Source organism: Thauera sp. DNT-1, from assembly GCF_055393985.1.
On record NZ_AP043752.1, the window covers coordinates 3,624,538 to 3,650,654 of the forward strand.

The window sequence follows — 26,117 nt, forward strand, 5'->3', positions numbered from 1 at the left end:
GTGATGCAATTGTGCCGGAACAATAAAAGAACGTCAACAGGGCCTTTTTCACTGTTTTCGATTGCTACTCGCTCTTCCCCTGCTCGCCTTCCTGCGGTTGCGTGTCGGCTTCCGGGTGTTCGACCTGCTCGGGCAGGCGATGATGGAAGAGTCCACCCAGGTGGTCATCATCATCGGGATAGCTCTCGCGGCTACCCCAGTTCGCAGCGTTTCCTCCTTCACGCGTCTCCCTCTGCGCAGCGAGGGCGATGACGTAGTGATGAGGACACAGCACGCGCGGCTTACGAAGATCCTTCTGCCGCTCGCCCGGCGCGCCGCACTCCTCGCAGATGTGCCTCACGGCCTCCCTGGCCTTGTGAACCAGTGCAGACGCGGCGTACCTGAGGTGGATCCGCGTCAGCGTCTCGGGTGCGGTGGCGAACAGGCGCTCGATCTGTTCCGCTTCGTCCGGCTCCAGGTCCTGGCGGCTGCGGACGTTGGTCGCCAGCGGCGTTTCAGGCGGCAGGCTGTCGTTCCAATGCGGCCGGAGTCCGAGCTGCAGTTCCCCCGTGTCGGCGTTGATGATCGCGACATGGAGTTTCGGGCTGTTGCCGTCGCAGTTCAGAAGCCGCCTGTGGTCGGCCAGCACCTTGTTGACGGTGACGTACCAGCCGATCGGCAGGCTGTGCAGGGCCAGCAAGCGGGTGCAGGGGCCGATAAGGTCAAGGTGCGTTGCGATGAGGCTCGCGAGGTTCGTGCAGGGCTGTTTTTCGGTGTTCATGGTTCAGTCTCCAGTGTGAAAGGTGGTGTGCCAGGCGTGGTAAAGCGCGCGGGCATCGATCAGTGCGTGGTGGTGGCCGGTTGCGCCATCGGCCGGCAGGTTCGTCAGGTAGTGGTCGCGGGCACGGTTGAAAGCCTGGATTGCATCGGGCCGGTCGATCAGGTGGTGCATCAGCGCCGGCTGGATCCAGTGCTCGGCCGCCCATCGCTGCGGGTCCGGCGGCAACTGCATGAGCACGTCCCAGTCCGTCGGCCAGTCGCTGGCGAGTTGCACCGGTTGCCACGGATCCGAGCGCTGCCGTGCGATGAAGGTCTCGATCGCGGTGAGCGCGCCGGCGGCCGTGCAGACGAGCGGATCCAGCGCATGCAGTTGAGGCAGCACGGTGGTGCGGACGAAGTCGCTGCACTCCCGTGGCGTCCAGCCCTCCTCGAGCACCAGGTACAACTCGTCGCCCGTGTCACGGGCAACGAGCGCCAAGCTGATCGGCGCGCAATGCGTGCTGTCACGCTGGGTGTACTCGGTGTCGAAGAACAGAACCACCGGTGCCATGGGATCGGGGGTCGTCAGCTGGCGTTCAGGGCGTGACATCTTCGATCCGGTCGATCAGGTTCAGCGCCCAGGCTTCAAGCAGATCGGCGGCCTGGTCGAGCGCGAACATCGCTTCGAGATGCGTGCGGACGCGCGCGCGGATGCTGCTATCGCTGCGGATCGCCTTGAGGGTGCGTTCGAGCTTGCGCAGGCGTTCGGCTGCATCCTTCTGCACGAAGGCCCTTTGGCTGTTGTCGTGGCGGATGAAGTCCTTGGCCCACTCGATCCGCGCCAGCGCGCGCTGCAGCCAGGCTGCGGCTGCCGTTTCGTCGGTTCCCATGACGTGGTCGAGGAGCTGTTCGAGCATGCGCTCGTCCTCGCGGTCGAGCCGGCGGGTCAGATCCCGCGCACGTTCCGACGTGATGGCGGCGCTGCTCGTGTGCACCCGGCTGAAGTGGTAGAGCAGCGTCGTGGTGGGAGAAACCGTGCGACCGCCGATCTCACCCATCGAGAGCAGGCTTGCTGCGGCGCTGGCGCAGGTGACAAGGGCGCGGGTGTGGATCTTGCGGCCGTCACGACGCCAGCGGTCAATGCGAGCACGCATCGAGTGCATGGAGTCGACACGACCGCCATTCGATTCGATCTCGATCTCGACCTGGTCGTACTGGTAGTAGCTGAAGCTCTCGTCGATCAACTCGACGCAGCGCTGCATCGCGATGGGTTCGACCGGTGCGGCATACAGGATGCGCGCCGTGTGCGTTTCAAGGATCCGCGTCACGAGCGCGGAGCTGCTGTCCGGCCCGGTCATCACCGGGGCGGCGGTCATCGTGTGCATGGTGTTGTACATGGTGTTTTCTCCTGTTGTCCTGTTGGTTACTGCAAGCCGGGCTGAAGCTGGATCTGTTTGCGGCCCCACTTCCCGTCGGCGAGCAGGTAGTAGGCTTCGCCCGGTTTCAGCGTGGTGGCCGGCCGCACCTCGGTGACGTGCGGGCTGCCAAGCGGCGCGGCGGGCAGCAGGTTGCGCATCGCCCCCATCGTCGAGGGGTCGGTGTTGCGCATGAAGATCTTTCCGGCGGTGTTGTTGAGGATCACGCTGATCGCGCTGTTGCTGCGCCGGTCGTTGCCGATCGCGTATTCGATCGAGGCCACGGACTGGGTTGCCAGCACGCAGATCACGCGGTGCGCACGGCAGCGGTCGAGGAAGGACTGCTCGCCGGATTCCGGATCCGAGGTGATGAAGCGCTGGAACTCGTCGCACACGTAGCCGACCGGGCGCTCCTTATTCTTGCGGCAGAACGAGGCCTGGAAGAACTTGGTCTTGAGCACGCGACCGACGACGTTGGTGCTCTCGTGCGCGATAGCGCCGGGCGAGAACAGCAGCACCTTGCCGTTCTCGATCTGCTCGCGGACCGAGAGCGTGCCCTCACCGCCGCCGAACTCGAAGGGCGAGAGCTCGACCAGGCGTTGCACGTCCGGGTTGCACAGCGCCTCGAGCAGCGGATCGAGCGTCATCACCACGTAGTTGAACTGCTCGATCAGGTCGGAGGCCGAGGCATAGCGTCCGAAGGGATCCGCGATCCGGGCGGGCAGCCCCGCCTCCTGGGCGATCTTCGCGAACACGCCCTGAACCTGCTTGAGCGCGCGGTGGCTGCTGCGCGCATAGTTCAGGATGGTTTTCACGTGGCCGAAGTAGGAGAGATCTGCCTCGTTGTCGATGGCGCCGCCGGCCAGGTCGGTCAGGGCTGCGCGAGCTTCTTCCACCAGGCTCCCGTCGGGCAGCTTATCCAGAAACTGCGCTTCGGCCTGCACGAGCTCGCGCAGCATCGAGCGGCCCAGCTCAATCCAGTGTGCGTTGTGTCCGTCCGGATCCCGGTAGTAGTCGGGTGCAATGCTTTCAAGCAGTGCGAGGCGGTCGGTAATCGAGAGGTGCTGCAAGCCCTCGAAGAACACGACGCGCAGCTCCGGCGAGACCACCACGAGACGGTCCGATTCGCCGGCGGCGTCCAGCTTTTTGCGGATCCAACCGGCCAGCTCGTCTTTCGGGTCGATGACCAGCAAGGACGCACGGTCGCCGTTCGCGAGCTGGTAGGTCAGCAGCGAGTGGGTCAGCGGCTGAACGGCGCTCACCGTCTTGCCCGAGCCCGTTTCGCCCATCGTCATCCAGTGCCGACCCATGATCGCCGGCGGGATCGTGCGCATGCCGAGCCACTCGCCGGGCAACTGGAAAGCAGGCTCGCCGGCCCACTCGCGCGGCGGGGTGGGGGTCATCGGCTCACCGGGTGCCGGCCGCTGCTTGCGTGCTGCCGCCCATTTGGCGCGGAGCTGACTGGTTGCGCTGTTCGGTTGGGGATCGCTTTTCGCGTTTGCGACGTGATCCAGGAGTGCCTGGACTCCGGGTTGCAGATTCGTGTTCATAAAAAACACCTCCTTGAAAAGTATTGTTGTCGCGGAACAATAAAAAGAAATACAAAAAAATCAGCCGATCTGTTTCAGCCTGCTCGCCAGTAATGCCTTCGTGATCGCACACGTTGCTCGCCGACGCCGTTCGGTTGGCGGGTTACGCTGCGCCTGACGTAGTCGCTGCAGCCTGTAGTCCATCAGTCCGAGAACCCCGATCGACTCAGGGAGCCTGCGGACTATCTCGTTCAGTTCTGCCCGATCCTCCGGCATCGGAATCGCAAGCCAGAAGTAGTCGAAGCTGGCTGCGATCTGCGGTAGCCTCGAAAGGTCTGCCTGTGCGAGATCGGAACAGCGTGCCACTTCGATGCCGTGCAGCAGCAGCGCGACAAAGGCACGTGTGAGGGATAAATCTTCCCCGGTAACGCTCACAGCGGCGATGGCATCTGCCCGGTAGTAGGTACTAGGGTTGCGGGTCCCTTGATCCTCTAACTGGATGCGAGGCACTTGGTTGCCGAAGAAGATCTCGTAGGCATGCAGCTTTAGATCTCGGAACTCACCGCCCAGTGACAATCCCTTCAGATCGGGTTTTCCGATCCACTCTGCCCCTTCCGTGGCAAACGCTTTGAGAATCAGAGACTCATCCAGTTGACCTGCAATGCGGGTGTCGGTGGGATCGATTCGGGGAGTCGGTGTACCACGTCCCCGTGCGGTCTTACCCTTCAGCACGGGACTCAGCGCGTACCACGCGTCGCGAAGTTTGTTGCGTGAGAGGTTCCCGAAAATCGACTGCGTGGCGAGATCGAGATACACCTCTTTCGGCGCAACCCGGCCGATACGCTCGAGAAGGGAAAGCCCCTCCGGTCCGATCTTCGGCGGCTTCTCATTCAGCGCGGGGAGCGTTCCTTCTGAAGACTGGATCAGCTCTCTGAGCTCTGTCTCATAGAACTCGACCGCTTTGCGGTTGCGCCAAAGAACCGACGGATCAACGTTGAGGCGCTCGGCCAGAAGGGCGACATACTCTCCGAATGACGAGGAGCCTTGTTCTTCCCAGTATCCTGTCTGTTCGATGTCGAGCAGCAGTCTTCCCATCCGCGCCCACGACTTTTCGCGTAGGTTCGTCATCTGCTCAATCGCCGTTCCAAGCGAACCGGCAGCTGATGCGGTGACGTTGGTTGAGAGGTCGGCAGGAGTTGGGGCGGGTTCGGTGCTCATGAAGTGCTCTGGTTTATAGTATTGTTCCGGGACAAGTATGGTTTGTCAACAGGTGCCACTTAGTGTTCGTGTCGCTTGACAGCCAGCACTGGCGGCAATTGCACTCCCGGCGAGTCGTTCGCCACCAGCACGATCACCGGCCCGAACTGGGCGCGCTCGTTGACCAGCGCTTCGTCCAGATCACTGATCGTCATCGAAGGGGCTTCTTCAAAGAATGTTCAGATTCCGGCTTTTAACAACTAACTTAAACTCCCTACGGGACCATGTTTAAGTTGGCTGCAATAACTCAATGTTCACAAGGGAAAGCACCCTCAGGAAGTCACCGAACGGTGCACGTGAGGTGATTTCTGGTGCTGTTACTGCACCGAACAGTGCAAATTTGCCGACGGCGTGCAGTGTTACATCCCCAGATTCCGATAGCCGGCACTGACTGTCCTCCCGAACTGTGTTCCGTCCCCGAGAGGGCAGATTGTCCGTGAGAGGACCTTTACGCGGTTTCATACGAAATCGTGGCCAGTTGTTCGATGAGGGCGCCAAAGAATCGCCGACGGCAACAGGAAGGTTTTCGCCAATAGCCCAAAGAGCGTTAAAAAAACAGTGGCTTGTTCAACTAACTTAAACACACTACGGGGCCATGTTTAAGTTAGCTGCAATAGCCCAATGTTTACAATGGGAGACACACCAAGGAAGTCACTGAACGGTGCAATTCGGTGACTTTCGGTGCTGTTACTGCACAGCTTGCTGCATTAACAGCGTTTCCTCCAGAAGAGGAAGGTGGGCGCCTTTGTTGATTGTTTCCGGAGATCTTTCTCGACCCTGGTTGCGCCGCCGTAGTTTCCGGTACTCCTATTAATCCTGGGGCATCTCGGTATTGTTATCCCAGATTTTCACCTCGTTTTGGGTGGATAGCTATGCTTGGACGGGTGGGCGCCTATCGTTTGCGATCAGGTCTGCCAAGGGAACGCAGGTTGTCCTCGGACGCGGGGGGCGTTACATATAGGGGCGTTACATCCCTTGCAAGAGAGTGACGCGTCCGTTACAAGTAAACAACCTCCGGTCGAATGCTAGGGGAGCGCTTTGTGCTTGTGATCGGTAGTGCCGGAAAGTAACACCTTGAATTAACGTATGTAACGCCTCAATGTGGCCGCACGTCGATCTCGACTATCGGCGTTACATAGACGTGTTATGCCTGACGTTCGACTGCGCCGTGATCAATTGCAGGGAGCCCGAGGGGCACGGCATGGCAAAAACGCGCAGTGAAATCATGCGGTCGGTCCGCAGAAAAGATACCGGACCAGAGCTGGTAGTCAGGCGACTCCTACATCATCTAGGACTGCGTTTTCGACTGCATCGCAAAGACCTGCCCGGCACACCCGATGTCGTTCTACCCAGGCATCGAACGATCCTATTCGTCCACGGCTGTTATTGGCACCGACACCCGGGGTGTCCACTCAGCACGGATCCAAACACGAACAAGGCATTCTGGGTGGCAAAGTTTGCTGCCAATGCCGAGAGAGACGCTCGTAAGACCAAAGAACTGGAGGCGTTGGGTTGGCGCGTTCTCGTGGTCTGGAGCTGCGAAACACGGGACTTGGATCGTTTGGCTGCCAGGCTGGAAAGTGAATTCAGCGTTACCCGTACCGACGTACGTGACGCTTCAAGCTCTCGCCGATAACTTCGCCTAGCCTCACCGGCACAGCGTTGCCGATCATCCGTCCAATCGGTTTGAATTCGATTCGGCCGTCGGGCGGGGCGAAACGGTAGTCGCTCGGGAACGACTGCAGGATGGCGGCCTCTCGCAGCGAAATCGCTCGGTCCTGCTCGGGGTGACCGAACCTGCCGTTTCCGAACCCATAGCATAGTGTGGTCATGGTGGGAGCGGGCTCGTGCCACGACATCCGACCATACACGCTGGGGTATGTGTTCCCACTCGACTTGCGATGGCATGCCGCTCGGAGTTGTTCGGGCCATTCCTTCCAGCTTCCCCCTGGTCTGGAGTGTTTGATCCGGGCCAGGTTCGTCTCGTTCAGCGATGCGGAGCGATGAAGAGGGTCGGTGGGGCAAGCTTGGCCTGCCTCGATACGCGGGAGCCCGGCAATCGCCTCAGCGACGGTAACGGGCTTACCTTGGTGCGTCGGGGGAATCAACTCGATCGGGCCAAGACGTGAAGCCAGCAAGACATGCCTGCGTCGTTGCTGCGGCAAACCATAGTCGATGCAAGCCACCGGATTTGCCCAAATGGCGTATCCCGAACTCTTCAACTCTTCGACGAAGTCGCCATACACCTCGTGTCGGGTGACATCTGGCACGTTTTCCATCGTCACGAGTTCGGGGCGGACCTCGGAGATCAGCCGAGCAAACTGGTAGAGCAACGGCCACTTGCGGTCGTCGCGGGTGTCACGCCCCTGGTTGTATGTCGAGAATGGCTGGCATGGGGCGCAGCCTGCCAGCAACTTGACTGAACCGTTCGAATACCACTGTTTCAGCTGACTACCGCTTACGCGAGCGACGTCGGCGGCGACGAAAGAGGCGCCGATGTTGTACTCGAAAGCGTACCTGCAGGCCTCCTCGAGATCGTAGCCCGCGCGCACCCGAACGCCCGCTCTCTTGAGCCCAGCGCTCAAACCACCCGCCCCGCAGAAAAGATCCACCGCCTCGATCATCGTCACCCCTTTGTTCGCATTCTACCTGCCACTGCGGTCAAGATCGAGGAGGCAGCGAACCTTCGCCTATCGTGTCTTTATGCAACTGCGATCAAGGTAGAATCGAGCTCGAACCCGACAGCCCCGCTGGTGCTGTGTCGTGCTTCGACCGCGTGCTCGAACGTGACGCAGCTCTTAAGAACCAAGACATAAAATATGCAGACTACGGACACATTTGCAGCATCGAAGGCAGTCTTCACTCGAACCCCGCCAGAACCTGGACAGCTGGTCGAAGTCCGCCGGCGGCAGTGGGTCGTAGCCGAAGTCGCTGCTTCAAAGCTCTCCGGAGGTGTTCGTGTCGAGCACTGTGTAACGCTCTCCTCGATCGATGAAGATGGCCTGGGTGAGGAGTTGGAGGTCATCTGGGAGATCGAGCCCGGCGCACAGGTCATCGAACGTGCGGGTCTGCCTTCGATCACCGGGCAGGACGATTCAGATACGCTCGAAGCCTTCCTCGACGCCGTACGGTGGGGCGCCGCCACCAACGCCGACCGAGGCTTCCTCCAGGCGCCATTCCGGAGTGGTGTCAGCATCGAGGACTTCCAGCTCGACCCCCTGGTGCGCGCCATCGACATGGCCCGTGTGAACTTGCTCATCGCCGACGACGTCGGCTTGGGCAAGACCATTGAGGCCGGGCTGGTCATTCAGGAGATGCTGCTGCGGCACCGTGCGCGCACCGTCCTGATCATCTGCCCGGCCTCACTCCAGGAAAAATGGCGTGTCGAGATGCTGGAGAAGTTCGGTCTCGAATTCCGAATCGTCGACACCGCCTACATCAAGCAACTGCGTCGCGAGCGTGGCATCCACGCCAATCCGTGGACGTCCCACCCTCGGCTGATCGCCTCGATGGACTGGGTCAAGAGCGGTGAGGGTTTGCGTGCCATGCGGGACGTTCTTCCGGCGCATGCAGGCCATCCGCGCAAGTTCGACCTCTTGGTCGTCGATGAAGCCCACAACATCGCCCCTGCCGCCGGTGCGCATTACGCGCTGGAGAGTCAGCGCACACGCTTTGTCCGTGCGATCAGCCCGCACTTCCAGCATCGCCTGTTCCTGACCGCCACCCCGCACAACGGTTTCACGGAGTCGTTTACCTCACTGCTGGAATTGCTCGACGACCAGCGCTTCGCCCGCAACATCCTCCCCGACGAGAAGCGGCTGAGTCAGGTGATGATCCGTCGCCTGAAGAGCGATCTCGTCGACGCTGAAGGCAAGCCGCTTTACGCACAGCGCAAGCTACAGGCACTGGCGGTTCCTTATACGGCCGAGGAGCGGGAGATCCACCAAACGCTGAACGACTACTGTGCCAGCCGTGAGAAGGACGCGGAGCGGTTCGGAGGCACCTTCGGTACCTCGTTCGTCAATCAACTGCTCAAGAAGCGCCTGTTTTCGTCGCCCGCCGCGTTTGCGTCCACCCTCGAGAAGCACATCGCCACGCTGTCGAACACCATCAAGCCCAAAGTGCAGGATGCCCTGGCCGAACGGATCCTACGCAAAGCTATCCTGAAAGTGGATGAGGATTATGCTGACGATCAGGAAGTCGAGAACGCGCAGTCGGAGGCCGTCGAGGAGGCGTCGCGCCGATCCCAGCCGCTGACGCAAGAACAGCAAGGCATGCTGGCCGACTTGCGGCAATGGGCGCAGCGCGCCAAGAACCAGACCGACTCCAAGGCCAGGACCATCCTCGACTGGCTCTCGGCCAACCTCAAGCCGGGCGGTCAGTGGAATGATCGCCGGGTGATCCTCTTCACCGAGTACCGCACGACACACCAGTGGATGCACGAGATCCTCGTCAGCCACGGTTTTGGCGGCGAGCGCCTCGGCCTGCTGCATGGCGGCCTCACGCAAGATGAACGGGAACCCATCAAAGCGGCCTTCCAGGCGTCTCCCAAGGATTCCCCCGTCCGCATCCTGCTCGCCACCGATGCGGCCTCCGAAGGTATCGACCTGCAGAACCACTGTAACTGCCTCATCCATCTGGAGATCCCCTACAACCCGAACGTGATGGAGCAGCGTAACGGTCGTATCGATCGTCACGGACAACGCGAGAAAGAGGTGCTGATCTGGCACCCCGTCGACGGCGGCAGCGATGGTCTCGCCTCCGTTGGTGGCCATGGTGAGGACATCTTGCGCGCCCTACGCAAACTCGAGTCGATGCGCGCCGACATGGGCAGCGTCAACCCGGTCATTGCGCCGCAGATGTCAGGTCTCATCGAAGGTTCGGTGAAGGATCTGGACACTCGCCTTGCAGAAGCCAAGATCGCCAGTTCCCGACGCTTCGTGCGCGCCGAACGGGAACTGAAGGAGCGCGTCGCCAAACTTCACGAGAGGCTTCTCTCCACTCGGCAGGACTTCCACCTCACCCCAGACCACATCCAGATGGCGGTGAAGACCGGCCTCGCGCTGGCAGGCCGTCCCCCGTTGGAGCCCTTCACGCTCCCAGACACACCCCAGGGCACCGTATTCAGGATGCCATCTCTTTCGGGCTCGTGGGCGCGCTGCCTGGAGGGATTGCGTCACCCACATACTCAACAAATTCGCCCCGTCACCTTCGACCACGCTGTGGCCAAGGGGCGAGATGATGCCGTACTGGTCCACCTGAACCATCGATTGGTGCAGATGTGCCTGCGGCTGTTGCGTGCCGAGGTCTGGGCGCAGGACGACGTGAAGAAACTCCATCGAGTCACCGTACGCACATTGCCGGACGGCAGCATCGAAGGTCCGGCCGTGGTCGTCATCTCAAGACTGGTCGTCACGGGCGGCAACCACCATCGCCTTCATGAAGAGCTGACCGTCGCGGGCGGCTACCTGCGCGATCAGTCGTTCCGGCGCGAAGAGGGCGTCACGCGTGTCCAGCAGTGGCTGGACGAAGCACAACCGATTACCGCGAACGACGCTTTGTTCGATGCCCTCCGCGTGCGCTTCGATCGAGCCCAGCAGGCCATCCTGCAAACGGTGGACGCACGCTCAAAGGACAGACTGAAGTTCCTGGCGAACACGCTTCAGACCCGCAAGAAGCAGGAAATCGACGATATCGACACGGTTCTCGACGAACTGGAGAAGGCGATCCGGAACGAGCTCAATAAAGATCAACAGCCCGAACAGCTCACGCTCTTCACCGAGGATGAACGCACTCAACTCAGACGCGATACCGCTGCATTGGAAGCGCGCCTCGCTCGGATACCGGCAGAACGACTCCAGGAGGCTCAAGCCACCGAGACGCGCTACGCCAAGCTTCACGACCGCACCTTCCCGGTCGCAGTGATCTTTCTGGTTCCTGAGTCCGCTGCGAAAGGAGGTGCAGCATGAGCACCAACACCGTGCATCACGACTGGCTGGCGCTCATCGAGATTTCCGGCCCCTTCCTCGCCGTTCCCGTCCTCACGGAGGTTTTCCCGCAAGGTTTGGAGGAGCTCGATGGATCCAAGCGGAAACGCCTGCGCCAGGCGTATGAGGAATGGCGCGAGGCGCTTGAGACGGACGACCCCCAATTTACGGAATTGCACGCTGAGTGGATCGACGAGGTGCTGGCTCGTGGGCTGGAGCTCGATGAGAACCGCAAAGGCGACGTTCTGAAGCGTGCCGACTGGTGTGCAGCCAATCTGAAAGCAGCTCTGCCGGAGCATGGCGTGACGCTGTCTCCGGACCTCGCTGTCGTCGACGAGCAACGGTCCAACAAGCCGCTGATGCTCATCCAAACTTACGGCAACGACGTCGACCTCGATGCAACGCTGAAGTTGAACGGATGGGCGGCTACACCGGCCGATCGCATGGTTCAACTTTGCCGTTCCACCGGCTGCCGTCTTGGGCTGGTGACCAACGGCGAGCGCTGGACGCTGGTCGACGCACCTATCGGTGCCGTTACGACCTTTGCCAGCTGGTACGCCCGCATCTGGAGTCAGGAGCCCATCACCCTGCAAGCTTTCGTGCATCTGTTGGGCATTCGGCGCTTCTTCGTCGATGAATCCGAACAGTTGCCCGCGCTATTGGACCGCTCCCTGAAGTATCAGGACGAGGTCACCGACGCCCTCGGTGAGCAGGTGCGTCGTGCCGTCGAAGTGCTGATCCAGGCACTCGACAAGGCCGACCAAGATCGCGACCGCGAATTGCTGCAAGACGTGAAGGAGCCGGAGCTTTACGAAGCCGCGCTGACGGTGATGATGAGGCTGGTGTTCCTGCTTTCGGCCGAAGAGCGTGGCTTGCTGTTGCTCGGTGACGAGCGTTACGAGGCCAACTACGCGCTCTCGACGCTGCGCATGCAACTGCGCAAGGAGTCGGAGGAGATTCTCGAGCGCCGCTGGGATGCGTGGTCAAGGCTGTTGGCCATCTTCCGCGCCGTGTTCGGTGGTATCGAACACGAAAACCTGCGTCTGCCCGCGCTGGGCGGCTCGTTGTTCGACCCGGACCGATTCCCCTTCCTTGAGGGCCGCCCCAAGGGCTCAAGTTGGCGCACCGACACGGCCAAACCGTTGCCGATCGACAATCGCACCGTTTTGCTGTTGCTTGAGGCCATCCAGCAGTTCCAGGGCCGAACGCTGTCCTACCGAGCGCTGGACGTCGAACAGATTGGTTACGTCTACGAGGGTCTGCTGGAACGCACCGTCAAGCGAACTGCCGAGGTCACGCTCGAGCTCGACGGTACCAAGAATGCCAGGACCCCCTGGGCCAAGTTGGCCGAGCTGGAGTCCGCCCGGCTCGACGGCACAGAACGCCTCGCAGAATTGCTCCAGGAACGCTCCGGAAGTTCCGCCAGCCGTGTGCGCAACGACCTAGGAGTCTGCGCGGCAGAAGCCAAGCGTCGGTGAGTTAAGTCCTCGCGGGCGTTTCGGGGCCGGTAGACTGTCGAGATGACGAGCTATCTGCCCTATTGCCCGCAGCAGCAGATGCTGCTGCCCCAGGCGCTGCAGGAGTGGCTACCCGAAGGCCACTTGGCGTACTTCATCAGCGACGCGGTCGACGGGTTGGATCTGAGCGCGTTCCACGCCCGGTATGCCGGTGGCGGACCGCGCAACCAGCCGTTTCATCCGGCCATGATGGTCAAGGTGCTGCTGTATGCGTACGCCACGGGCGTGTTCAGTTCGCGCAAGATCGCGCGCAAGCTGCACGAGGATGTGGCGTTCCGGGTCCTGGCGGCAGACAACTTCCCGGCCCACCGCACGCTGAGCGACTTTCGCGCGGTCCATTTGAAGGAGCTGAGCGAGTTGTTCGTGCAGGTGGTGCGACTGGCCCGCGAGATGGGGCTGGTCAAGCTCGGGACGGTGGCCATCGACGGCACCAAGGTCAAGGCAAACGCCAGCCGCCACAAGGCGATGAGTTACGGCCATATGGTGAAGGCGGAGGCCGAGTTGAAACGGCAGATCGAGGCGCTGCTCAATCGGGCCAAGGCCGCCGACGACGCCGAGCGGAACGAGCCCGAGTGGGATGTGCCGGCCGAGATCGCGCGGCGCGAGGCGCGGCTGACGGCGATTGCTGAAGCCCGGGCGCGGCTCGAGCAGCGCCAGCGCGAGGCCGATCAGGCGCGCGGGCGCAGCGACGATGACGAGCGTCGCCCGCGCGGCGGTGACGGCAAACCGAAGGGCGGGCGCTACAAGCGCGACTTTGGAGTGCCCGAGGACAAGGCGCAGGAGAACTTCACCGATCCGGACAGCCGCATCATGAAGCGCGCCGGCGGCGGTTTCGATCCGAGCTACAACGCCCAGACGGCGGTCGACGAGACCGCCCACATCATCGTGGCGGCCGAGCTGACCAACAACGCCAGCGACGCCGGGCAACTGGCGGGGGTACTGCAGGCCGTGCGCGACAACGTCGAACACCGACCGCGCCAGGCGCTGGCCGACACCGGCTACCGCTCGGAGCAAACGTTCCGGGAACTCGACGGGTGCGGGACCGAACTGGTGGTGGCGCTGGGCCGGGAAGGTAAGCGCCGACTCGGCTTCGATCGCGAACGCAATCCGCACACCGCGCAGATGGCCGACAAGCTCGAGAGCGAGGCGGGCAAGAGCGCCTACCGAAAACGGAAATGGATCGCCGAACCGCCCAACGGCTGGATCAAGAACGTGTTGGGATTCCGGCAGTTCAGCCTGCGGGGCCTGGAGCGCGTCAAAGCGGAGTGGAAGCTCGTCTGTATGGCGCTGAACCTGCGCAGGATGAGCACATTGAGGACGGCATGACGGGAAAAGGGGGCAAACCTGTCCCCGTTGCCGTCCGGCATGCGCGCCGCGCCGTCGCAAAGCAACTTGACCACGGCCTCAGTCTCGTGCAGCACCTCGCGGTTCGCCAATCATTCTGCTAGAAAACACGCTCTGGAGTTCTGCCGCGCAGACTCCTAGCCAAACCTGCCGACGACACGCTTGCCGATCGCCTGCTCGCTGCCTGTCACGGGGACGCAGACCTACGTGATCGCATCAAGCCCTTTGCTCATCTGGTGCGCACCGATCCATGGGGCTATCCGCTGGTCTATCCCGCCGGTGCCTTCATCGTCACCACAGGCTCCGACCGCCGGGAGACCGGCACCCACTACACACCGAAGTCGCTCACCGAAACCATCGTCGCCGAAACGCTCACGCCCATCGCCTACGTCGGTCCGTCACAGGGCACGCCGCGCGCGGATTGGGTGCTGAAATCGCCCGCCGAATTGCTCAACTTGAAGATCTGCGACCCGGCGATGGGATCGGGTGCATTCCTAGTGCAAGCTTGCCGGTGGCTGGCCGATCGCCTGGTGGAGGCATGGGCGCAGGCCGAGGCGCAGGGGCACACGGTCGGCATCGACGGGCGTGTCATGGCCGCCGACGCCGACGCCGACGTCGAGGCGCAGCCGCGCGACACCGAGGCACGCACCATCGTTGCACGCCGCCTCATCGCCGAACGCTGCCTCTATGGCGTCGATCTCAACCCGCTGGCGGTCGAACTGGCCAAGCTCTCAATCTGGCTGGTGACGCTGGCGAAAGGTCGGCCCTTCGGCTTCCTTGACCACAACCTGCGTTGTGGCGACAGCCTGCTGGGCGTCCATCGGCTGGATCAGCTCACTCAGCTTTCGATGAACCCCACCGGTCAGGGTCAGCTACGCCTGTTCGGTGAGAACATCGAGCAGGCCGTGCGCGAGGCCATCGAACTGCGGCAACGGTTGCGCGAGATGACCATCCGCGACATCCACGACGTTGAGGCGATGGCACATCTGGACGCCGACGCGCGCTGCAGGCTGGCCGTGCCCGAAAGCATCGCCGATGCGTTCATCGGCGAGGTGCTCGCATCGGGCGCCGGTGCAGCGGTGTTGGAGGACTCGCTGGTGTCCCTGACCGTCCAAGCCGGGCAGGCCATTCATGGCGACCGCGACGTGCTCGCCTCGATGCACTGGAGATTTGTCGCCGCGCTCTCGACTGATCTGCCTGCCGGCAAGCCTGCGCGTCGGCCATTCCATTGGCCGTTGGAGTTTCCGGAGGTGTTCGCGCGCGAGCGAGGCGGCTTCGATGGCATGGTCGGCAATCCGCCGTTTCTGGGCGGGCAGCGCATCACCGGCGTCGCGGGCACGGCCTTCCGCGATTGGCTGGTCGCGCACATCGCCGAAGGGCGGCGCGGCTCTGCCGACCTGGTCGCCTATTTCTTCCTTCGGGCGTGGACTCTGCTGCGCGAAGGCGGCGGTTTCGGGCTGCTCGCGGTCAACACCATCGCGGAAGGCGACACGCGGCAGGTCGGGTTGGAAGCGATGGTAAGCGCTGGGGCCGTCATCCACGCGGCCTACCCGAACGAACCGTGGCCCGGAAAGGCGGCGGTAGTCACCAGTCGCGTGCATGTCCACAAAGGCGAGTGGTGGGGCGAACGCTCGCTACTTGGACGACCGGCTCCCTTCATATCGGCCTTCCTATCCGATCGTGAGGAATGGAGTCCAGAGCGTTTGAAGGCGAACGAAGGTCTTGCATATCAGGGGACAATCGCGCTCGGCATGGGCTTCGTGCTTCTGCCCGATCAGGCTCGCAGGATGCTGGATGCTGATCCGAGAAACGCCGAAGTAGTCTTCCCTTACATCAATGGCGACGACCTCAATACAGACCCCGAGCAGAAGCCGAGCCGCTGGGTAATCAATTTTTGGGATTGGCCACAAGAGAAGGCGAAGACATACACGCTGCCTTTCGAGTGGCTGGAAGAGAACGTGAAGGCGGAGCGCCTTGCCAACAAGGACAAGGGCGCTCGCGAAAAGTGGTGGCTGTTTCTCCGAGCACGATCTGAGCTTTACCACTCCATCGGCCGTGGCCGCCATTTTGAGCGCCACCCGGATGACTGGGCCTCAGATACATCTCCAATGGAACGGGTCATCGCCATCACCCGAGTCTCGAAGTTTCTTAACGCAGCGTTTCTACCGAACGATCGGATATTTACGCTTGACCTGTTTGTGTTCGCTTTGAGCGACGCCGGCAACCTTGCGCTTCTCCAGTCCTCTATTCATGATGTGTGGACTCGCAAGCAGTCTTCGACGCAGGAAACGAGGATGCGGTATACGGCTACCGACAGCTTCGAGACCATGCCACAGCCAGCCAGAAAGGACTCGCTTCACGACATCGGAACGAGCTATTCGGATTTGCGTTCATCAATAATGCAAGAGAGTGAGTTTGGCCTCACCAAGCTTTACAACCGTTTCCATACCGACACCGAACGTGATCCCCGCATCGAAGAGCTGCGGACATTGCAGCGTGAAATGGATACCGCTGTCGCACGCGCCTACGGCTGGGATGACCTTGCCCTCGAACACGGCTTCCACAAAGTGCCGTATCTACCAGAGAGCGACCGCATCCGTTTCACCATCTCGGAGGCCGCGCGCGTAGAAGTCCTGCAACGGCTGTCGGAGTTGAACCGCCAGCGATACGCGGAAGAGGTCGCACAAGGGCTGCATGGCGATACCGAGTCGCGCACCTCGACCCGAGCCCCACGCGCCAGACGCACCGCCAATGCAGCAACGGCCCAACCCTCGCTCGACTTCGATGCCATTCCCGCCAACGAGGGCCAATACCTCAATGTCGCCGAGCCGAGCGCCGGCTATCGCGCCGGCCCAGTCCACGCCATCGTCGAATATCTTTGCGCCCGTCCCGGCTGGCACGCCAAGGCCGACGTCCTCGCCACCACCGGCATCACCGATGGCCAATGGAATACCGCAATCGCAGAGCTGCTCGCCGCTGGTCGTATCGAACGTCAAGGTGAGCGGCGGGGGACGCGGTATCGCGTCCAGCCCAGTAGCGGGACCGACGATCACGAAAAGACGTCATGACTCGAATTCAAGCCGAGTCGGCGCTTGCCATGACCGCCAATCTGAAAGTCCTCGAACGCCTCGAGATCGATCCCTACAGCAACATCGTCGCTGTTCTGACTGAAGTGGTCGCCAGTGCATGGGACACGCGTGCTTGGTATGGACCTATTGCGGCCCAATGGCTAAACCACATTCCCGGATCGACGCTCGGGGACTCGCACGCCGATGTGGCGCAGTTGAAGGCATACTGAAATGACGACGCCGTCGAAAGATCCAACGATTTCGGATTTGTACCTGGCGTTTCGCCAAGCAAAAACTGCGCTGTATTTCGAGAGACGCGGTGTTGGTCTTCTAGAAATCGCCAAGTACGAGCAAAAGCTGCCCATCAACCTCAATGCGCTCAAGGCCAGGGTTGCGAGCGGCAAGTGGTTCGATGAGATCGAGATTGGTGAGATCTGGGTTGTTCCGAAGCGACAGCATGCAACCGATGATAACGCTGACGGGGTAGTTCGGATCGGTGTACCCAAAAAGGCTACAACGGCTCGCCCCTTGGACATCCAGCTTCGCTTGAGTCCGCATCCAGAGTTCGCGATCGTCGAAGTGCTCTACCTTTGGCGTTTCGGTGGCATCCTTGATGCGCTGCTGTCAAAGAAGGAGGTTCTGGGCTATCGGCTCGACCTTCGGGAGCAGCAGGTCATTCCGCATCGTCGATGGCTCTTCGAGTATTGGCCGAGGCGATACCAAGCTTTCCGCTCGGCGCCACTTGAGTCCGCGAAGACCGCGCTCAATGAAGGGGAGCCGACGTTGATCATCAGCGCCGACCTTGCGAGCTTCTACGACACCGTCGACCCGTCGTTCATGCTCAGTGAGGCGCTGCTCGCCGAACTAGAGAACCACGGCGCATCGAAGGACGATGTCGCCGAGTACAAGCGGGCCACGGCATCGTTGCTCAGGGCGTACGCACGATTTCACGAGGTAGCGTCATCTCGAGCCGCGCTGCCCATCAAGGTCGGCGTGCCGATCGGTGCGCTCACGAGCCGGGTGGTTGCGAACCTCTCCCTGGCCCCGCTGGATCGTCACATTGCCGCGCAACCCGGCATCCTCTGCTACCGCCGGTACGTCGACGATCTTGTGATCGTCGCGCATGCGCCCGAGGGGGATGAAGGTGTCGTCGCCACCATGCGCAGATTTCTGCCCGTGCTGCCAGGTGATGACGCCGTGCTTAGACTCGACGTGAACGCGCTTGATCGCGGGGGATCCGAGTTCCAATTGCAGAAGGCGAAGGTCCGCGTCCATCACCTCGCAGGCGTCCCGGGCATCGACTTCGTGGAAGCCGTCGCCTCCGACTTCGCGAAAGCCGTGAGTGAGCGTCGAGCGTTCGTCGATTCATCCACCCTCGTCGGCGACGGGGTGAGTCATCTCATCCGAGCTGGTGAGGCGGAAGGCTCTCCGTTGCGAGTATTGCGCGAGGCCGACCGCGCGCGCCTCGAACGTTTCGCTCTGTCGACGAGCCTGTCCTCTCTGGAGCGCGTGTCGAGCCTCATCGATCACGACGAAGCTCGCGTGCTCGTACGGGACAGCCTTGAGCGGGTCGGTCGGGTGCTCGATGCCGAGGACAACTGGGTCGCCGACCTCGACGTCTCCTTGCGCCTGCTAAAGCTCGCAATCAGCACTGGCGACTGGGAGTCGGCGAGAGAACTGCTTGGGCGCATGGACCGCGTGTGGGGGACGTACGAAGCGCTTCGAGCTTCGACGGCGTGTCTTCACTACCGAGGCAGGGAGATCAAGCAGGGCAATAAATCCCCGTGGACATGGCTGCGCAATTATCTTCATGAACGCCGTATCGAGGCGATCAGCTCCGCCCTTCCCATCGGCATGGACGCTGCCCAGATCGCGACGAGGTTCCCGGGCGGACTGAAGGTTAGGACGAAAGAGGTGAAGGCGACGGTTCTTCGTCGTCGTGCCGAACAGCTCGCCGCTGCCGATTTGCGCGTGCGTGATCGTGAGGACGACGCTCACTTGAACAGCCACGATGTCGACTTCGACAGAGATTGGCTCCGCGCCGATGTTAAGACAGACGCCGAGCTTTCTGCGCGCCTCGCCACGATCGACGAATTCGTTTTGCGCTGCAAGGAGTTGGGTGATCGCCCGTGGCTTATGCCCGCCGCGCAACTGTTCCTCTGCACGCGTCCGCCGTCGTACTTCGACATTGCTCGACGCTGGCTCTATCGAGTCGAGAAGGAGGGCTTCGCCCCAGACGTGTTTGAACAGCTCCTCTCGGTTGTCAACGCCGTGCGTGGTACAGAGTACAGCGATGCGGTAGGGAAGGTCATTGACCAAAGTACAGTGTCGATTGCGTCCTTCTGGGCTGAGGAGCCGCCGCTAGGCTCGGCTTCGCCGCTCGACCCACGGATCATCCTCGGCAACTTGTCGGTCAGCGACAAGGCGTGGGAGGCAGCGGCGATTCGCACTGGTCATGCGCCATACAACGCACCCTTGCTGACTCTGGAGCGTCTGCAAGGGGTAGCAAGTATTCTCGATCGCGCGACGCATGTGGCACACGGGCATGGTTCAGCGGTCCTCGTCTTACCGGAGCTGTCCCTCCCTCGACGGTGGTTCCGCTCTGTGTCGAACCACGTCGTGCGCCTCGGACGATTTGGCCTAGTCACTGGGCTTGAGTACATCCACGACCCGAAGAACGCGTACGTCAGCAACCAAGTTTTCGCGGTTCTCCCAGGCCCGTTTGCGTCGGCGGCAACCTGGCCGTGGACGAAGCGACTGCCTGCGCGCGAGGAAGGTCGACAGCTCGCGAACCTGAAGCCGCCGGTATCGTTTCCGCCGCCGCCGTCAAGCAGTCTCCCGCGCACCGTCGTGAAGTCGGCGTGGGGGGGGCTGTCGGTGCTTATCTGCAGCGAACTTATCGAAGCCCGACGTGTAGCCGATCTCCTCGGGCGCGTGGACGTAGTCCTGTGCCCCGCGTGGAACCCCGATACGTCGTCGTACGATCACTTGATCCAGTCCGTGGGGTTCCAACTTCACTCCATCATCGCGATTGCAAACAACGGCCACTACTCGGATTGCCGAGCATGGGCTCCGCGATCGGCACGATGGAAGCGCGATCTGTGCAGGCTCATTGAGCGCGATGTTGATGATGTCGTGTTCGTCGACATCCCGCTCGCCGAACTCGTCTCGTTCCACAGGGGTGACTCCGTGGAAGGCTGGCGCCCGTTGCCACCGGACTGGCTATGAAAGAGCAAAAGCTTTGTTTAGAGGATTGGAGGGGCTGGAGTATGGCGACGAACAAAAAAACCAACCGCAAGAAACTCGCACCAGCGGTGCGAGGACCCGCCGTGACGAAGGACTAGGATATGAATGAGACACCCGTGGGCGACGCCAATGCATGGATCTCCATTGATCGCGATCTCGGCACCGATCGCAGGCTCGCGCCGTACATCCTGGTTCTGGAGGGTGACCAGTCCCTCTACCCGGCCATCGCGGAGGACGACTGGGTTCTGGTCCTGAACCCAGCTGGCGACATTACCCGTGTCGGGCGTGTATTGCGTGTCCGTTCCGATCTCGCAACCACTACGCTCTATTTCGACCGAGTGCTGTCGACTGACGAAAACGTTTCGATCGGCCTCATCGCACTCACACCGCCGTCCTCTGGAAGCGTCGGTCGGGTCCAGTGGACGGATTTTGTCGAGGCCCTGCCCAAGGCTCTGAACAAGACCATCGCCGATGTGCCATCGATAGGCTCCGACGCCAGATCTCTTCGATACCAGCAAGAACTCGCCTATATTCGTGAACTGCTGCAACTGGCAGTGATGGACGACCTGCTCGGCCCGGCTGGCGGTCCTCATGAGCGAATCGTCGATATGGGTGTTCGTGATCGCTATCTGGTGGGCAAGCTCGCCCCGCGTGAGGCGGCACAAGGTGGCATCGAAGGGCTCGAAGGGCCACTGGCGAACGAAGACGCAGAAGAGCCCACCGACCCTAAGGCTCCCGGGCAGCATGAACCCGGTGCGGAGTTCGGCACGGTGACGGGGCGTGTCGAGCCCGAATCCGATGCGGCAGACGAGATTGACGCGGCCAGCAATCAGTCGCTGGTGCCGAGCAGCCTCGGCATGACCTTCTGTGTGGATGGTGATGCGGATCGGATCGAAGTCGAGGTGCGGTGGGGTCGCTACGAGCGCAGAAACGATCACGAGATCTTCCGCACTCGCAAGAACAAGGAGACTGGGGCCGAGGAGCAGACCAAGGCCAAGGTCTGGCAGCGCATCCCCTGCGGGGGCAAGCTGGTGCTGCCACTAACCGAGGGCGTGATCCCCCATCAAGCGCCGGACAAGAACTATCCCGAGGTGCGGGTGCAAGGCTCCGTGCGTGCCAAGAATGCGAATGGCGACCGCCTGGTGACGCTGTTCCTGGTCAATGCACAGGAAGAACCCGAGACCAACCGCGACACGGCGTGGGTGTTCCAGCCCGAACTGATCGTTCGCTCGGAGGCAGAAGCCACCAAACGCGCCATCTTCCGTCGCCGGCCCGTGCTGCAGTCAGGCGCCACGGGATCGGAGACCGAGGACACAAAAGAACGTCTCTCTTTGGAGATGATCTACCGCAACCGTGTGGAATTCGCCGTAGGTCATGGGGTCGCCGTCCATGCCGAAACGGCGGATGACGTGACGCTGGCCACCGAGGTGCGTACCGCCGTCATGCCGCAGTACGAGGTGCAGGTCACCGAGACACCGGGTCTCGATGCCACCGACCGGCCGGCAATGAAGGAAATGGTGAGCAGTGGTCTGCTCGACATGCAGCGCCTTGCCAGCCTGGATGTCGCCCCCTTGGTCGAGGCCCTGAATCTGCTGACCAAGGATTACGCAGCGTGGATCGAAGAGCAGCGGGCTCGGCTCGGCGTCGATGTGCTCGGCTACGAAGCGCAGGCTCGACAGGCGATGGATCGATGCCAGGAGATTCAAGCGCGTCTACAGCAGGGAATCGACACGCTAAAAAGCGACGAAAAGGCCTTAGCTGCCTTCCGATTTGCGAACCGCGCCATGGCCACGCAGCGCGTGCGCAGCCAATACGCTCTCGAAGTCCGGCGGGGCAGGGACGTCACCGTCGAGCAGTTCGACGTGCTGAAGAACCGCAGTTGGCGCCCGTTCCAGTTGGCCTTCCTGTTGCTGTCGATCCCATCGCTGGCCGACCCGACGCACCTGGATCGTGTGCAGCCCATCGACGCCTATGCCGACTTGCTCTGGTTCCCCACCGGGGGCGGCAAGACCGAGGCCTATCTGGGCGTCGCCGCCTTCACCATGGCCATTCGGCGCATGCAGGGCAAGCTGGGCGGATACGACGGCTCGCGCGGTCTGGCCGTCATCATGCGTTACACGCTGCGCCTGCTGACATTGCAGCAGTTCCAACGTGCCACGGCCCTGATCTGTGCGATGGAAATCCTCCGGCGTGAAGCACTGGCCAAGGGTGACGAATCGCTGGGCACCGAACCCTTCACCATCGGCCTGTGGGTCGGTAACAAGGTGACGCCAGGGACGACCGAGGACAGCCATCGAGCGATCGAGGACATCCGCAACCCCGGCAAGTACAACGCCGGGGCGGCGTCTCCCGCGCAACTGACCAGTTGCCCCTGGTGTGGCTCGGAAGTCGCTCCAGGGCGCGACGTGGAGGTCGACAAGGGCCGTGGGCGCACCTTCGTCTACTGCGGCGACAAGAAGGGCCGCTGCGACTTCTCGAAGGGCAAGTCCAGCAAGCTCCCTCACCCGGGCATCCCGGTGCTCGTCGTGGACGAGGAGATCTACCACCGCCCCCCGACGATGATGATCGCCACCGTGGACAAGTTCGCCATGATGGCGTGGCGGGGCCAGGTGCGCACGCTGTTCGGTCGGGTGGGCCAGGAATGCGAACGACACGGCCTGCTTTGGCAGGGAGCAGTCTGCAATGGCAACCACCAGGCCGGCAGGGGACTCAGCGCGACCAAGGTCAAGAACATCAGCCCGATTCGACCACCGGACCTGATCATCCAGGACGAGTTTCACCTGATTAGCGGACCGCTCGGCACCATGGTCGGCTTGTACGAGACGGCCGTGGACGAGCTGTGCGGCTGGAAACTCGGCGAGCACATGGTCAAGCCGAAGATCATCGCGTCGACCGCCACGGTGCGTAAGGCCCGCGAGCAAGTGAACAACGTCTTCATGCGGCGCGTATCGGTGTTCCCGCCACACGGTCTGGACGTGGAAGACAACTACTTCTCGGTGCAACGACCCATCGAGGACAAGCCGGGACGGCGCTATCTGGGCGTCTGCTCTCCTGGAAGTTCACGACCTGCGATGCTGATCCGCGTCTACACGGCATTCCTGACCGCTGCTCAGGCTCTGTTCGATCGCTTCGGCGAACCGGCAGATCCGTACATGACCATGGTCGGCTACTTCAACTCATTGCGAGAGCTGGGGGGCATGAAGCGCTTGGCCGAGGACGACGTGCAGACACGCTCATACCGGGTGCAAATGAGCATGGTCGAGCGGCCCGCGCTGGCACAACGCAGCGTCAGCAACATCCGCGAGCTGACCTCACGAGTCTCCAGTCAGGACATCCCGAAGTACCTCGACAATCTCGAGGTGAAGTTCAAGGCTGAGTTCGATGCCGCAGCCGGCAAGTACGTGACCAGGTGGCAAGAAGGCGACACCCGGGCAATCGATGTCGTTCTGGCAACCAACATGCTGTCGGTCGGTGTCGACGTCAATCGGTTGGGGCTGATGGCCGTCAACGGGCAGCCCAAGGGCACTGCGGAGTACATCCAGGCCACCAGCCGGGTCGGTCGTTCCTTCCCGGGCTTGGTCTGCACCGTACTTACGTGGGCACGGCCACGCGACCTCTCGCACTACGAAACCTTCGAGCACTACCACTCCACCTTCTACAAGCACGTCGAAGCGCAGTCGGTTACGCCTTTCTCGCCCCGCGCGATGGATCGTGGCTTGACCGGATCGCTGTTGAGCTTGATGCGGTTGGAGAACGATGTGTTCAGTCCCAACGAGGGGGCCGGCGAGCTCGACAAATCGGACCGCTCAGAGATCACCGAAGCCATCGACGTGTTGGTCAAACGAGCGTGGAACGTCAGCGAACTATCCTCCACCAAGAGCCTGGCCGAGCGGGAGCTAAAGGAACGTGCGGACGAATGGGCCAAAGAGGTCAGCGTCCCGGGGCGAACGCTGGCATATGAAAAACGCGGGCCGAATGCGGCTACGACCAAGAATTTGATCGAAGCACCCGGCATCAAACCATGGGACAACTGGACCGTGCCCATGTCGATGCGCGAGGTGGAGCCTGGCGTGCGCTTGATCATGAATACCACCCACATTTCGGACGATCACGACTGGAAGCCTCGTCTCGCAACGACGAAGGATGAGGATTGAAGATGACGACGAGCAATAAGACTCCAGTCGGAGAAGTGAGGCCCAGTCAGTTGCTCTGGACCTACGGGCCAGGGGCGTTGATCGATCTGCCCAGTTTGTCGGTGGTGACACTCGGTATCGATCGTTGGGAGAAGGATCGTTGCCAGCCGATCCAAGAAGCTAGACTGCTGGCCGCCGTGAGGAAGGTGCTGGGGGGACAGGTTGAGAGCCTGCGGATGCCGCCCTTCCAGAAAAGCGAACTCGTCGACCCCTGGTCGGCCGAGGCCAACATCGGCGTTCCTGTCCGGCCATTCCCGCGCTGGATGCGCTGCGTGAAATGCGGTCTGCTGTCCCCCTTCGACGCTGGGCTGTTCGAGATCAAAGAGCATCGCTTCAGACCTGAGCGAACTCGGTTCGTCCATAAAGGATGTCGGGGTTCGAAGGGCGATCAACCCGCCAAGGACGCCGATGCCGTACCGGCACGTTTCCTGTTGGCCTGCCGTGACGGCCACCTGGACGACTTCCCTTGGCATTACTTCGTCCACGGCGGCAACAGCTCGTGCAAGGGCACGCTGCGCTTCTTTGAGAGCGGCGCCTCGTTGCAGACCGAGAACCTGTGGGTGAAATGCGATGCGTGTGGTGCTTCAAGGAGTATGGCGCACGCTTTCGGCAAGGCCGGAAAAGAGAATTTGCCGGCTTGCCGAGGGCGACACCCCCACCTCGACCACTTCGACAACGAGTGTGACGAAGAGGCTCGGGCGGTTCTGTTGGGCGCCACGAACAGTTGGTTCCCGATCACCCTCTCTGCGCTGGCGATCCCTCAAACCAAGGACCCGCTCGGTCAACTGGTTCAGGATGGTTGGGGATTTTTCGAAGATCTCGACTCCGAAGCCGAAGTGTCGGTGACGGTGAAGACCTTGAAGAAGACCGGGGCGCTACTAGGGATCGACAAGTATCCGGCGGCGTCGATCTGGTCGGCCATCGAGGCACACCGTAGTGGTGGCGGACAGGAGGCCGTGGGTGAAGCCGACATAAAGGGCCCCGAATGGGACGTGCTGACAGAGGCTAATCCGCCCACGGACTACCCGCACTTCATGAGCAAGAAGGTCGGCACGCCACCAGCTTTTGCGAAGTACATCAGCAGAGTGCTCCTTCTGGAGCGACTGCGCGAGGTCAATGCCTTGCTCGGTTTCACTCGCGTGGAGGCACCCGAAGAAACAGGTGACCCGAATGAGCGGCCTCAGATGGCCAACCTCTCACGAAGCAAACCTGATTGGATTCCCGCGAACCAGGTACATGGTGAGGGTATTTTCATCCAGTTCGATGAACGGGCGCTCGCCGCCTGGGAAGCACTGCCTGCTGTCGCACAGGTCGACAAGATGCTCCGGGGCGGCCATAGGGGATGGCGAAACTCGCGTCATCTCGACCCTAATGAGGGCTACCCCGGCATTCGCTACGCCATGCTCCACACGCTTTCGCACCTATTGATCCGGGAACTGGCGCTGGAGTGCGGGTACAACGCTGCGAGTATTCGTGAGCGCATCTATGCCGACACCTCGGGCGATACCCCTCAGGCTGGTATCCTCATCTACACAGCGGCGGCAGACTCCGATGGGACGTTGGGGGGGCTCGTCGATCTCGGCAAACCGGAGAACTTCGGGCGCCTGCTGGAACAGGCCTTGAATCGCTCGAAGATTTGCTCGTCAGACCCTCTCTGCTCGGAGCACGACCCGGAGAAGGACCGCTCCCTGCATGCCGCAGCTTGTCACGCTTGCAGCTTGGTAGCGGAGACGTCCTGCGAACGAGGCAATCGCTACCTGGATCGCTCACTACTGGTTCCGACCCTGGAGCGCGTCGGCGCGGGTTTCTTCCAGGGTTTGTGA

16 protein-coding genes are annotated in these 26,117 nt (G+C 61.7%); 9 read left to right on the plus strand and 7 right to left on the minus strand.

Features of this window, described 5'->3' with window-relative positions:
• Window positions 1–64 precede the first annotated feature (64 nt).
• From ACZ5PP_RS16725 to ACZ5PP_RS16750, 6 genes are read right to left on the minus strand one after another with little or no spacing between them, the layout of a single operon-like run.
• Window positions 65–760 (minus strand): hypothetical protein, encoded by a 696-nt coding sequence (locus tag ACZ5PP_RS16725; RefSeq protein WP_464826322.1) that lies wholly within the window; start codon window positions 758–760, stop codon window positions 65–67.
• Window positions 761–763: 3 nt separating this feature from the next.
• On the minus strand, window positions 764–1,348 hold the full coding sequence (locus tag ACZ5PP_RS16730; RefSeq protein ID WP_464826323.1) for a hypothetical protein: 585 nt from the start codon (window positions 1,346–1,348) through the stop codon (window positions 764–766).
• The gene (locus ACZ5PP_RS16735) at window positions 1,335–2,135 is read right to left on the minus strand and encodes a hypothetical protein (protein ID WP_464826324.1); all 801 of its coding nucleotides are present in this window, start codon (window positions 2,133–2,135) and stop codon (window positions 1,335–1,337) included. The genes ACZ5PP_RS16730 and ACZ5PP_RS16735 overlap by 14 nt, the downstream gene beginning before the upstream one ends.
• A 26-nt stretch (window positions 2,136–2,161) precedes the next feature.
• Window positions 2,162–3,703 carry a type IV secretory system conjugative DNA transfer family protein gene (locus ACZ5PP_RS16740; protein WP_464826325.1) on the minus strand — a complete coding sequence of 514 codons (1,542 nt, stop codon included), beginning with the start codon at window positions 3,701–3,703 and terminating at the stop codon, window positions 2,162–2,164.
• A gap of 60 nt (window positions 3,704–3,763) precedes the next feature.
• On the minus strand, window positions 3,764–4,900 hold the full coding sequence (locus ACZ5PP_RS16745; protein WP_464826326.1) for a hypothetical protein: 1,137 nt from the start codon (window positions 4,898–4,900) through the stop codon (window positions 3,764–3,766).
• A gap of 59 nt (window positions 4,901–4,959) precedes the next feature.
• Window positions 4,960–5,094 carry a hypothetical protein gene (locus ACZ5PP_RS16750; protein ID WP_464826327.1) on the minus strand — a complete coding sequence of 45 codons (135 nt, stop codon included), beginning with the start codon at window positions 5,092–5,094 and terminating at the stop codon, window positions 4,960–4,962.
• Window positions 5,095–6,164: 1,070 nt separating this feature from the next.
• On the opposite strand from ACZ5PP_RS16750, the gene ACZ5PP_RS16755 reads away from it, so the two are divergent.
• Entirely contained in the window at window positions 6,165–6,575 is a 411-nt protein-coding gene (locus ACZ5PP_RS16755) for a very short patch repair endonuclease (RefSeq protein ID WP_464827061.1), read from the plus strand.
• Here the strand turns inward: ACZ5PP_RS16755 and ACZ5PP_RS16760 are convergent.
• Entirely contained in the window at window positions 6,532–7,563 is a 1,032-nt protein-coding gene (locus ACZ5PP_RS16760; protein ID WP_464827062.1) for a DNA cytosine methyltransferase, read from the minus strand. The two genes, ACZ5PP_RS16755 and ACZ5PP_RS16760, sit on opposite strands and share 44 nt — an antisense overlap.
• A gap of 195 nt (window positions 7,564–7,758) precedes the next feature.
• Between ACZ5PP_RS16760 and drmD the strand changes: the two genes are divergently transcribed.
• The 8 genes from drmD to drmB all read left to right on the plus strand — a co-directional run bounded on the left by drmD (window position 7,759) and on the right by drmB (window position 26,117).
• Complete coding sequence (gene drmD / locus ACZ5PP_RS16765) at window positions 7,759–10,908, plus strand: DISARM system SNF2-like helicase DrmD (protein ID WP_464826328.1); 3,150 nt, start codon at window positions 7,759–7,761, stop codon at window positions 10,906–10,908.
• The gene (locus tag ACZ5PP_RS16770; protein ID WP_464826329.1) at window positions 10,905–12,404 is read left to right on the plus strand and encodes a hypothetical protein; all 1,500 of its coding nucleotides are present in this window, start codon (window positions 10,905–10,907) and stop codon (window positions 12,402–12,404) included. Before drmD ends, ACZ5PP_RS16770 begins: the two co-directional genes overlap by 4 nt.
• Window positions 12,405–12,446: 42 nt before the next feature.
• The gene (locus ACZ5PP_RS16775; RefSeq protein WP_004301215.1) at window positions 12,447–13,769 is read left to right on the plus strand and encodes an IS1182 family transposase; all 1,323 of its coding nucleotides are present in this window, start codon (window positions 12,447–12,449) and stop codon (window positions 13,767–13,769) included.
• 254 nt (window positions 13,770–14,023) lie between these two features.
• Window positions 14,024–16,855 carry an Eco57I restriction-modification methylase domain-containing protein gene (locus tag ACZ5PP_RS16780; protein WP_464826330.1) on the plus strand — a complete coding sequence of 944 codons (2,832 nt, stop codon included), beginning with the start codon at window positions 14,024–14,026 and terminating at the stop codon, window positions 16,853–16,855.
• Complete coding sequence (locus ACZ5PP_RS16785) at window positions 16,852–17,085, plus strand: hypothetical protein (RefSeq protein ID WP_464826331.1); 234 nt, start codon at window positions 16,852–16,854, stop codon at window positions 17,083–17,085. The genes ACZ5PP_RS16780 and ACZ5PP_RS16785 overlap by 4 nt, the downstream gene beginning before the upstream one ends.
• A gap of 1 nt (window position 17,086) precedes the next feature.
• Window positions 17,087–20,083, plus strand: a complete 2,997-nt coding sequence (locus tag ACZ5PP_RS16790) for an RNA-directed DNA polymerase (RefSeq protein WP_464826332.1) — start codon at window positions 17,087–17,089, stop codon at window positions 20,081–20,083.
• A gap of 119 nt (window positions 20,084–20,202) precedes the next feature.
• On the plus strand, window positions 20,203–24,255 hold the full coding sequence (drmA, locus tag ACZ5PP_RS16795) for a DISARM system helicase DrmA (RefSeq protein WP_464826333.1): 4,053 nt from the start codon (window positions 20,203–20,205) through the stop codon (window positions 24,253–24,255).
• Between the two features lie 2 nt (window positions 24,256–24,257).
• Entirely contained in the window at window positions 24,258–26,117 is a 1,860-nt protein-coding gene (drmB, locus tag ACZ5PP_RS16800) for a DrmB family protein (protein WP_464826334.1), read from the plus strand.

Bases quoted from the DNA above. Each gene is read 5' to 3' on its own strand.
- ACZ5PP_RS16760 (WP_464827062.1), bottom strand. From the start codon at position 7,563: ATGATCGAGGCGGTGGATCTTTTCTGCGGGGCGGGTGGTTTGAGCGCT.
- ACZ5PP_RS16775 (WP_004301215.1), top strand. From the start codon at position 12,447: ATGACGAGCTATCTGCCCTATTGCCCGCAGCAGCAGATGCTGCTGCCC.
- ACZ5PP_RS16730 (WP_464826323.1), bottom strand. From the start codon at position 1,348: ATGTCACGCCCTGAACGCCAGCTGACGACCCCCGATCCCATGGCACCG.
- ACZ5PP_RS16750 (WP_464826327.1), bottom strand. From the start codon at position 5,094: ATGACGATCAGTGATCTGGACGAAGCGCTGGTCAACGAGCGCGCCCAG.
- drmD (WP_464826328.1), top strand. From the start codon at position 7,759: ATGCAGACTACGGACACATTTGCAGCATCGAAGGCAGTCTTCACTCGA.
- drmB (WP_464826334.1), top strand. From the start codon at position 24,258: ATGACGACGAGCAATAAGACTCCAGTCGGAGAAGTGAGGCCCAGTCAG.
- drmA (WP_464826333.1), top strand. From the start codon at position 20,203: ATGAATGAGACACCCGTGGGCGACGCCAATGCATGGATCTCCATTGAT.
- ACZ5PP_RS16785 (WP_464826331.1), top strand. From the start codon at position 16,852: ATGACTCGAATTCAAGCCGAGTCGGCGCTTGCCATGACCGCCAATCTG.
- ACZ5PP_RS16735 (WP_464826324.1), bottom strand. From the start codon at position 2,135: ATGTACAACACCATGCACACGATGACCGCCGCCCCGGTGATGACCGGG.
- ACZ5PP_RS16740 (WP_464826325.1), bottom strand. From the start codon at position 3,703: ATGAACACGAATCTGCAACCCGGAGTCCAGGCACTCCTGGATCACGTC.
- ACZ5PP_RS16725 (WP_464826322.1), bottom strand. From the start codon at position 760: ATGAACACCGAAAAACAGCCCTGCACGAACCTCGCGAGCCTCATCGCA.
- ACZ5PP_RS16755 (WP_464827061.1), top strand. From the start codon at position 6,165: ATGCGGTCGGTCCGCAGAAAAGATACCGGACCAGAGCTGGTAGTCAGG.
- ACZ5PP_RS16770 (WP_464826329.1), top strand. From the start codon at position 10,905: ATGAGCACCAACACCGTGCATCACGACTGGCTGGCGCTCATCGAGATT.
- ACZ5PP_RS16745 (WP_464826326.1), bottom strand. From the start codon at position 4,900: ATGAGCACCGAACCCGCCCCAACTCCTGCCGACCTCTCAACCAACGTC.
- ACZ5PP_RS16790 (WP_464826332.1), top strand. From the start codon at position 17,087: ATGACGACGCCGTCGAAAGATCCAACGATTTCGGATTTGTACCTGGCG.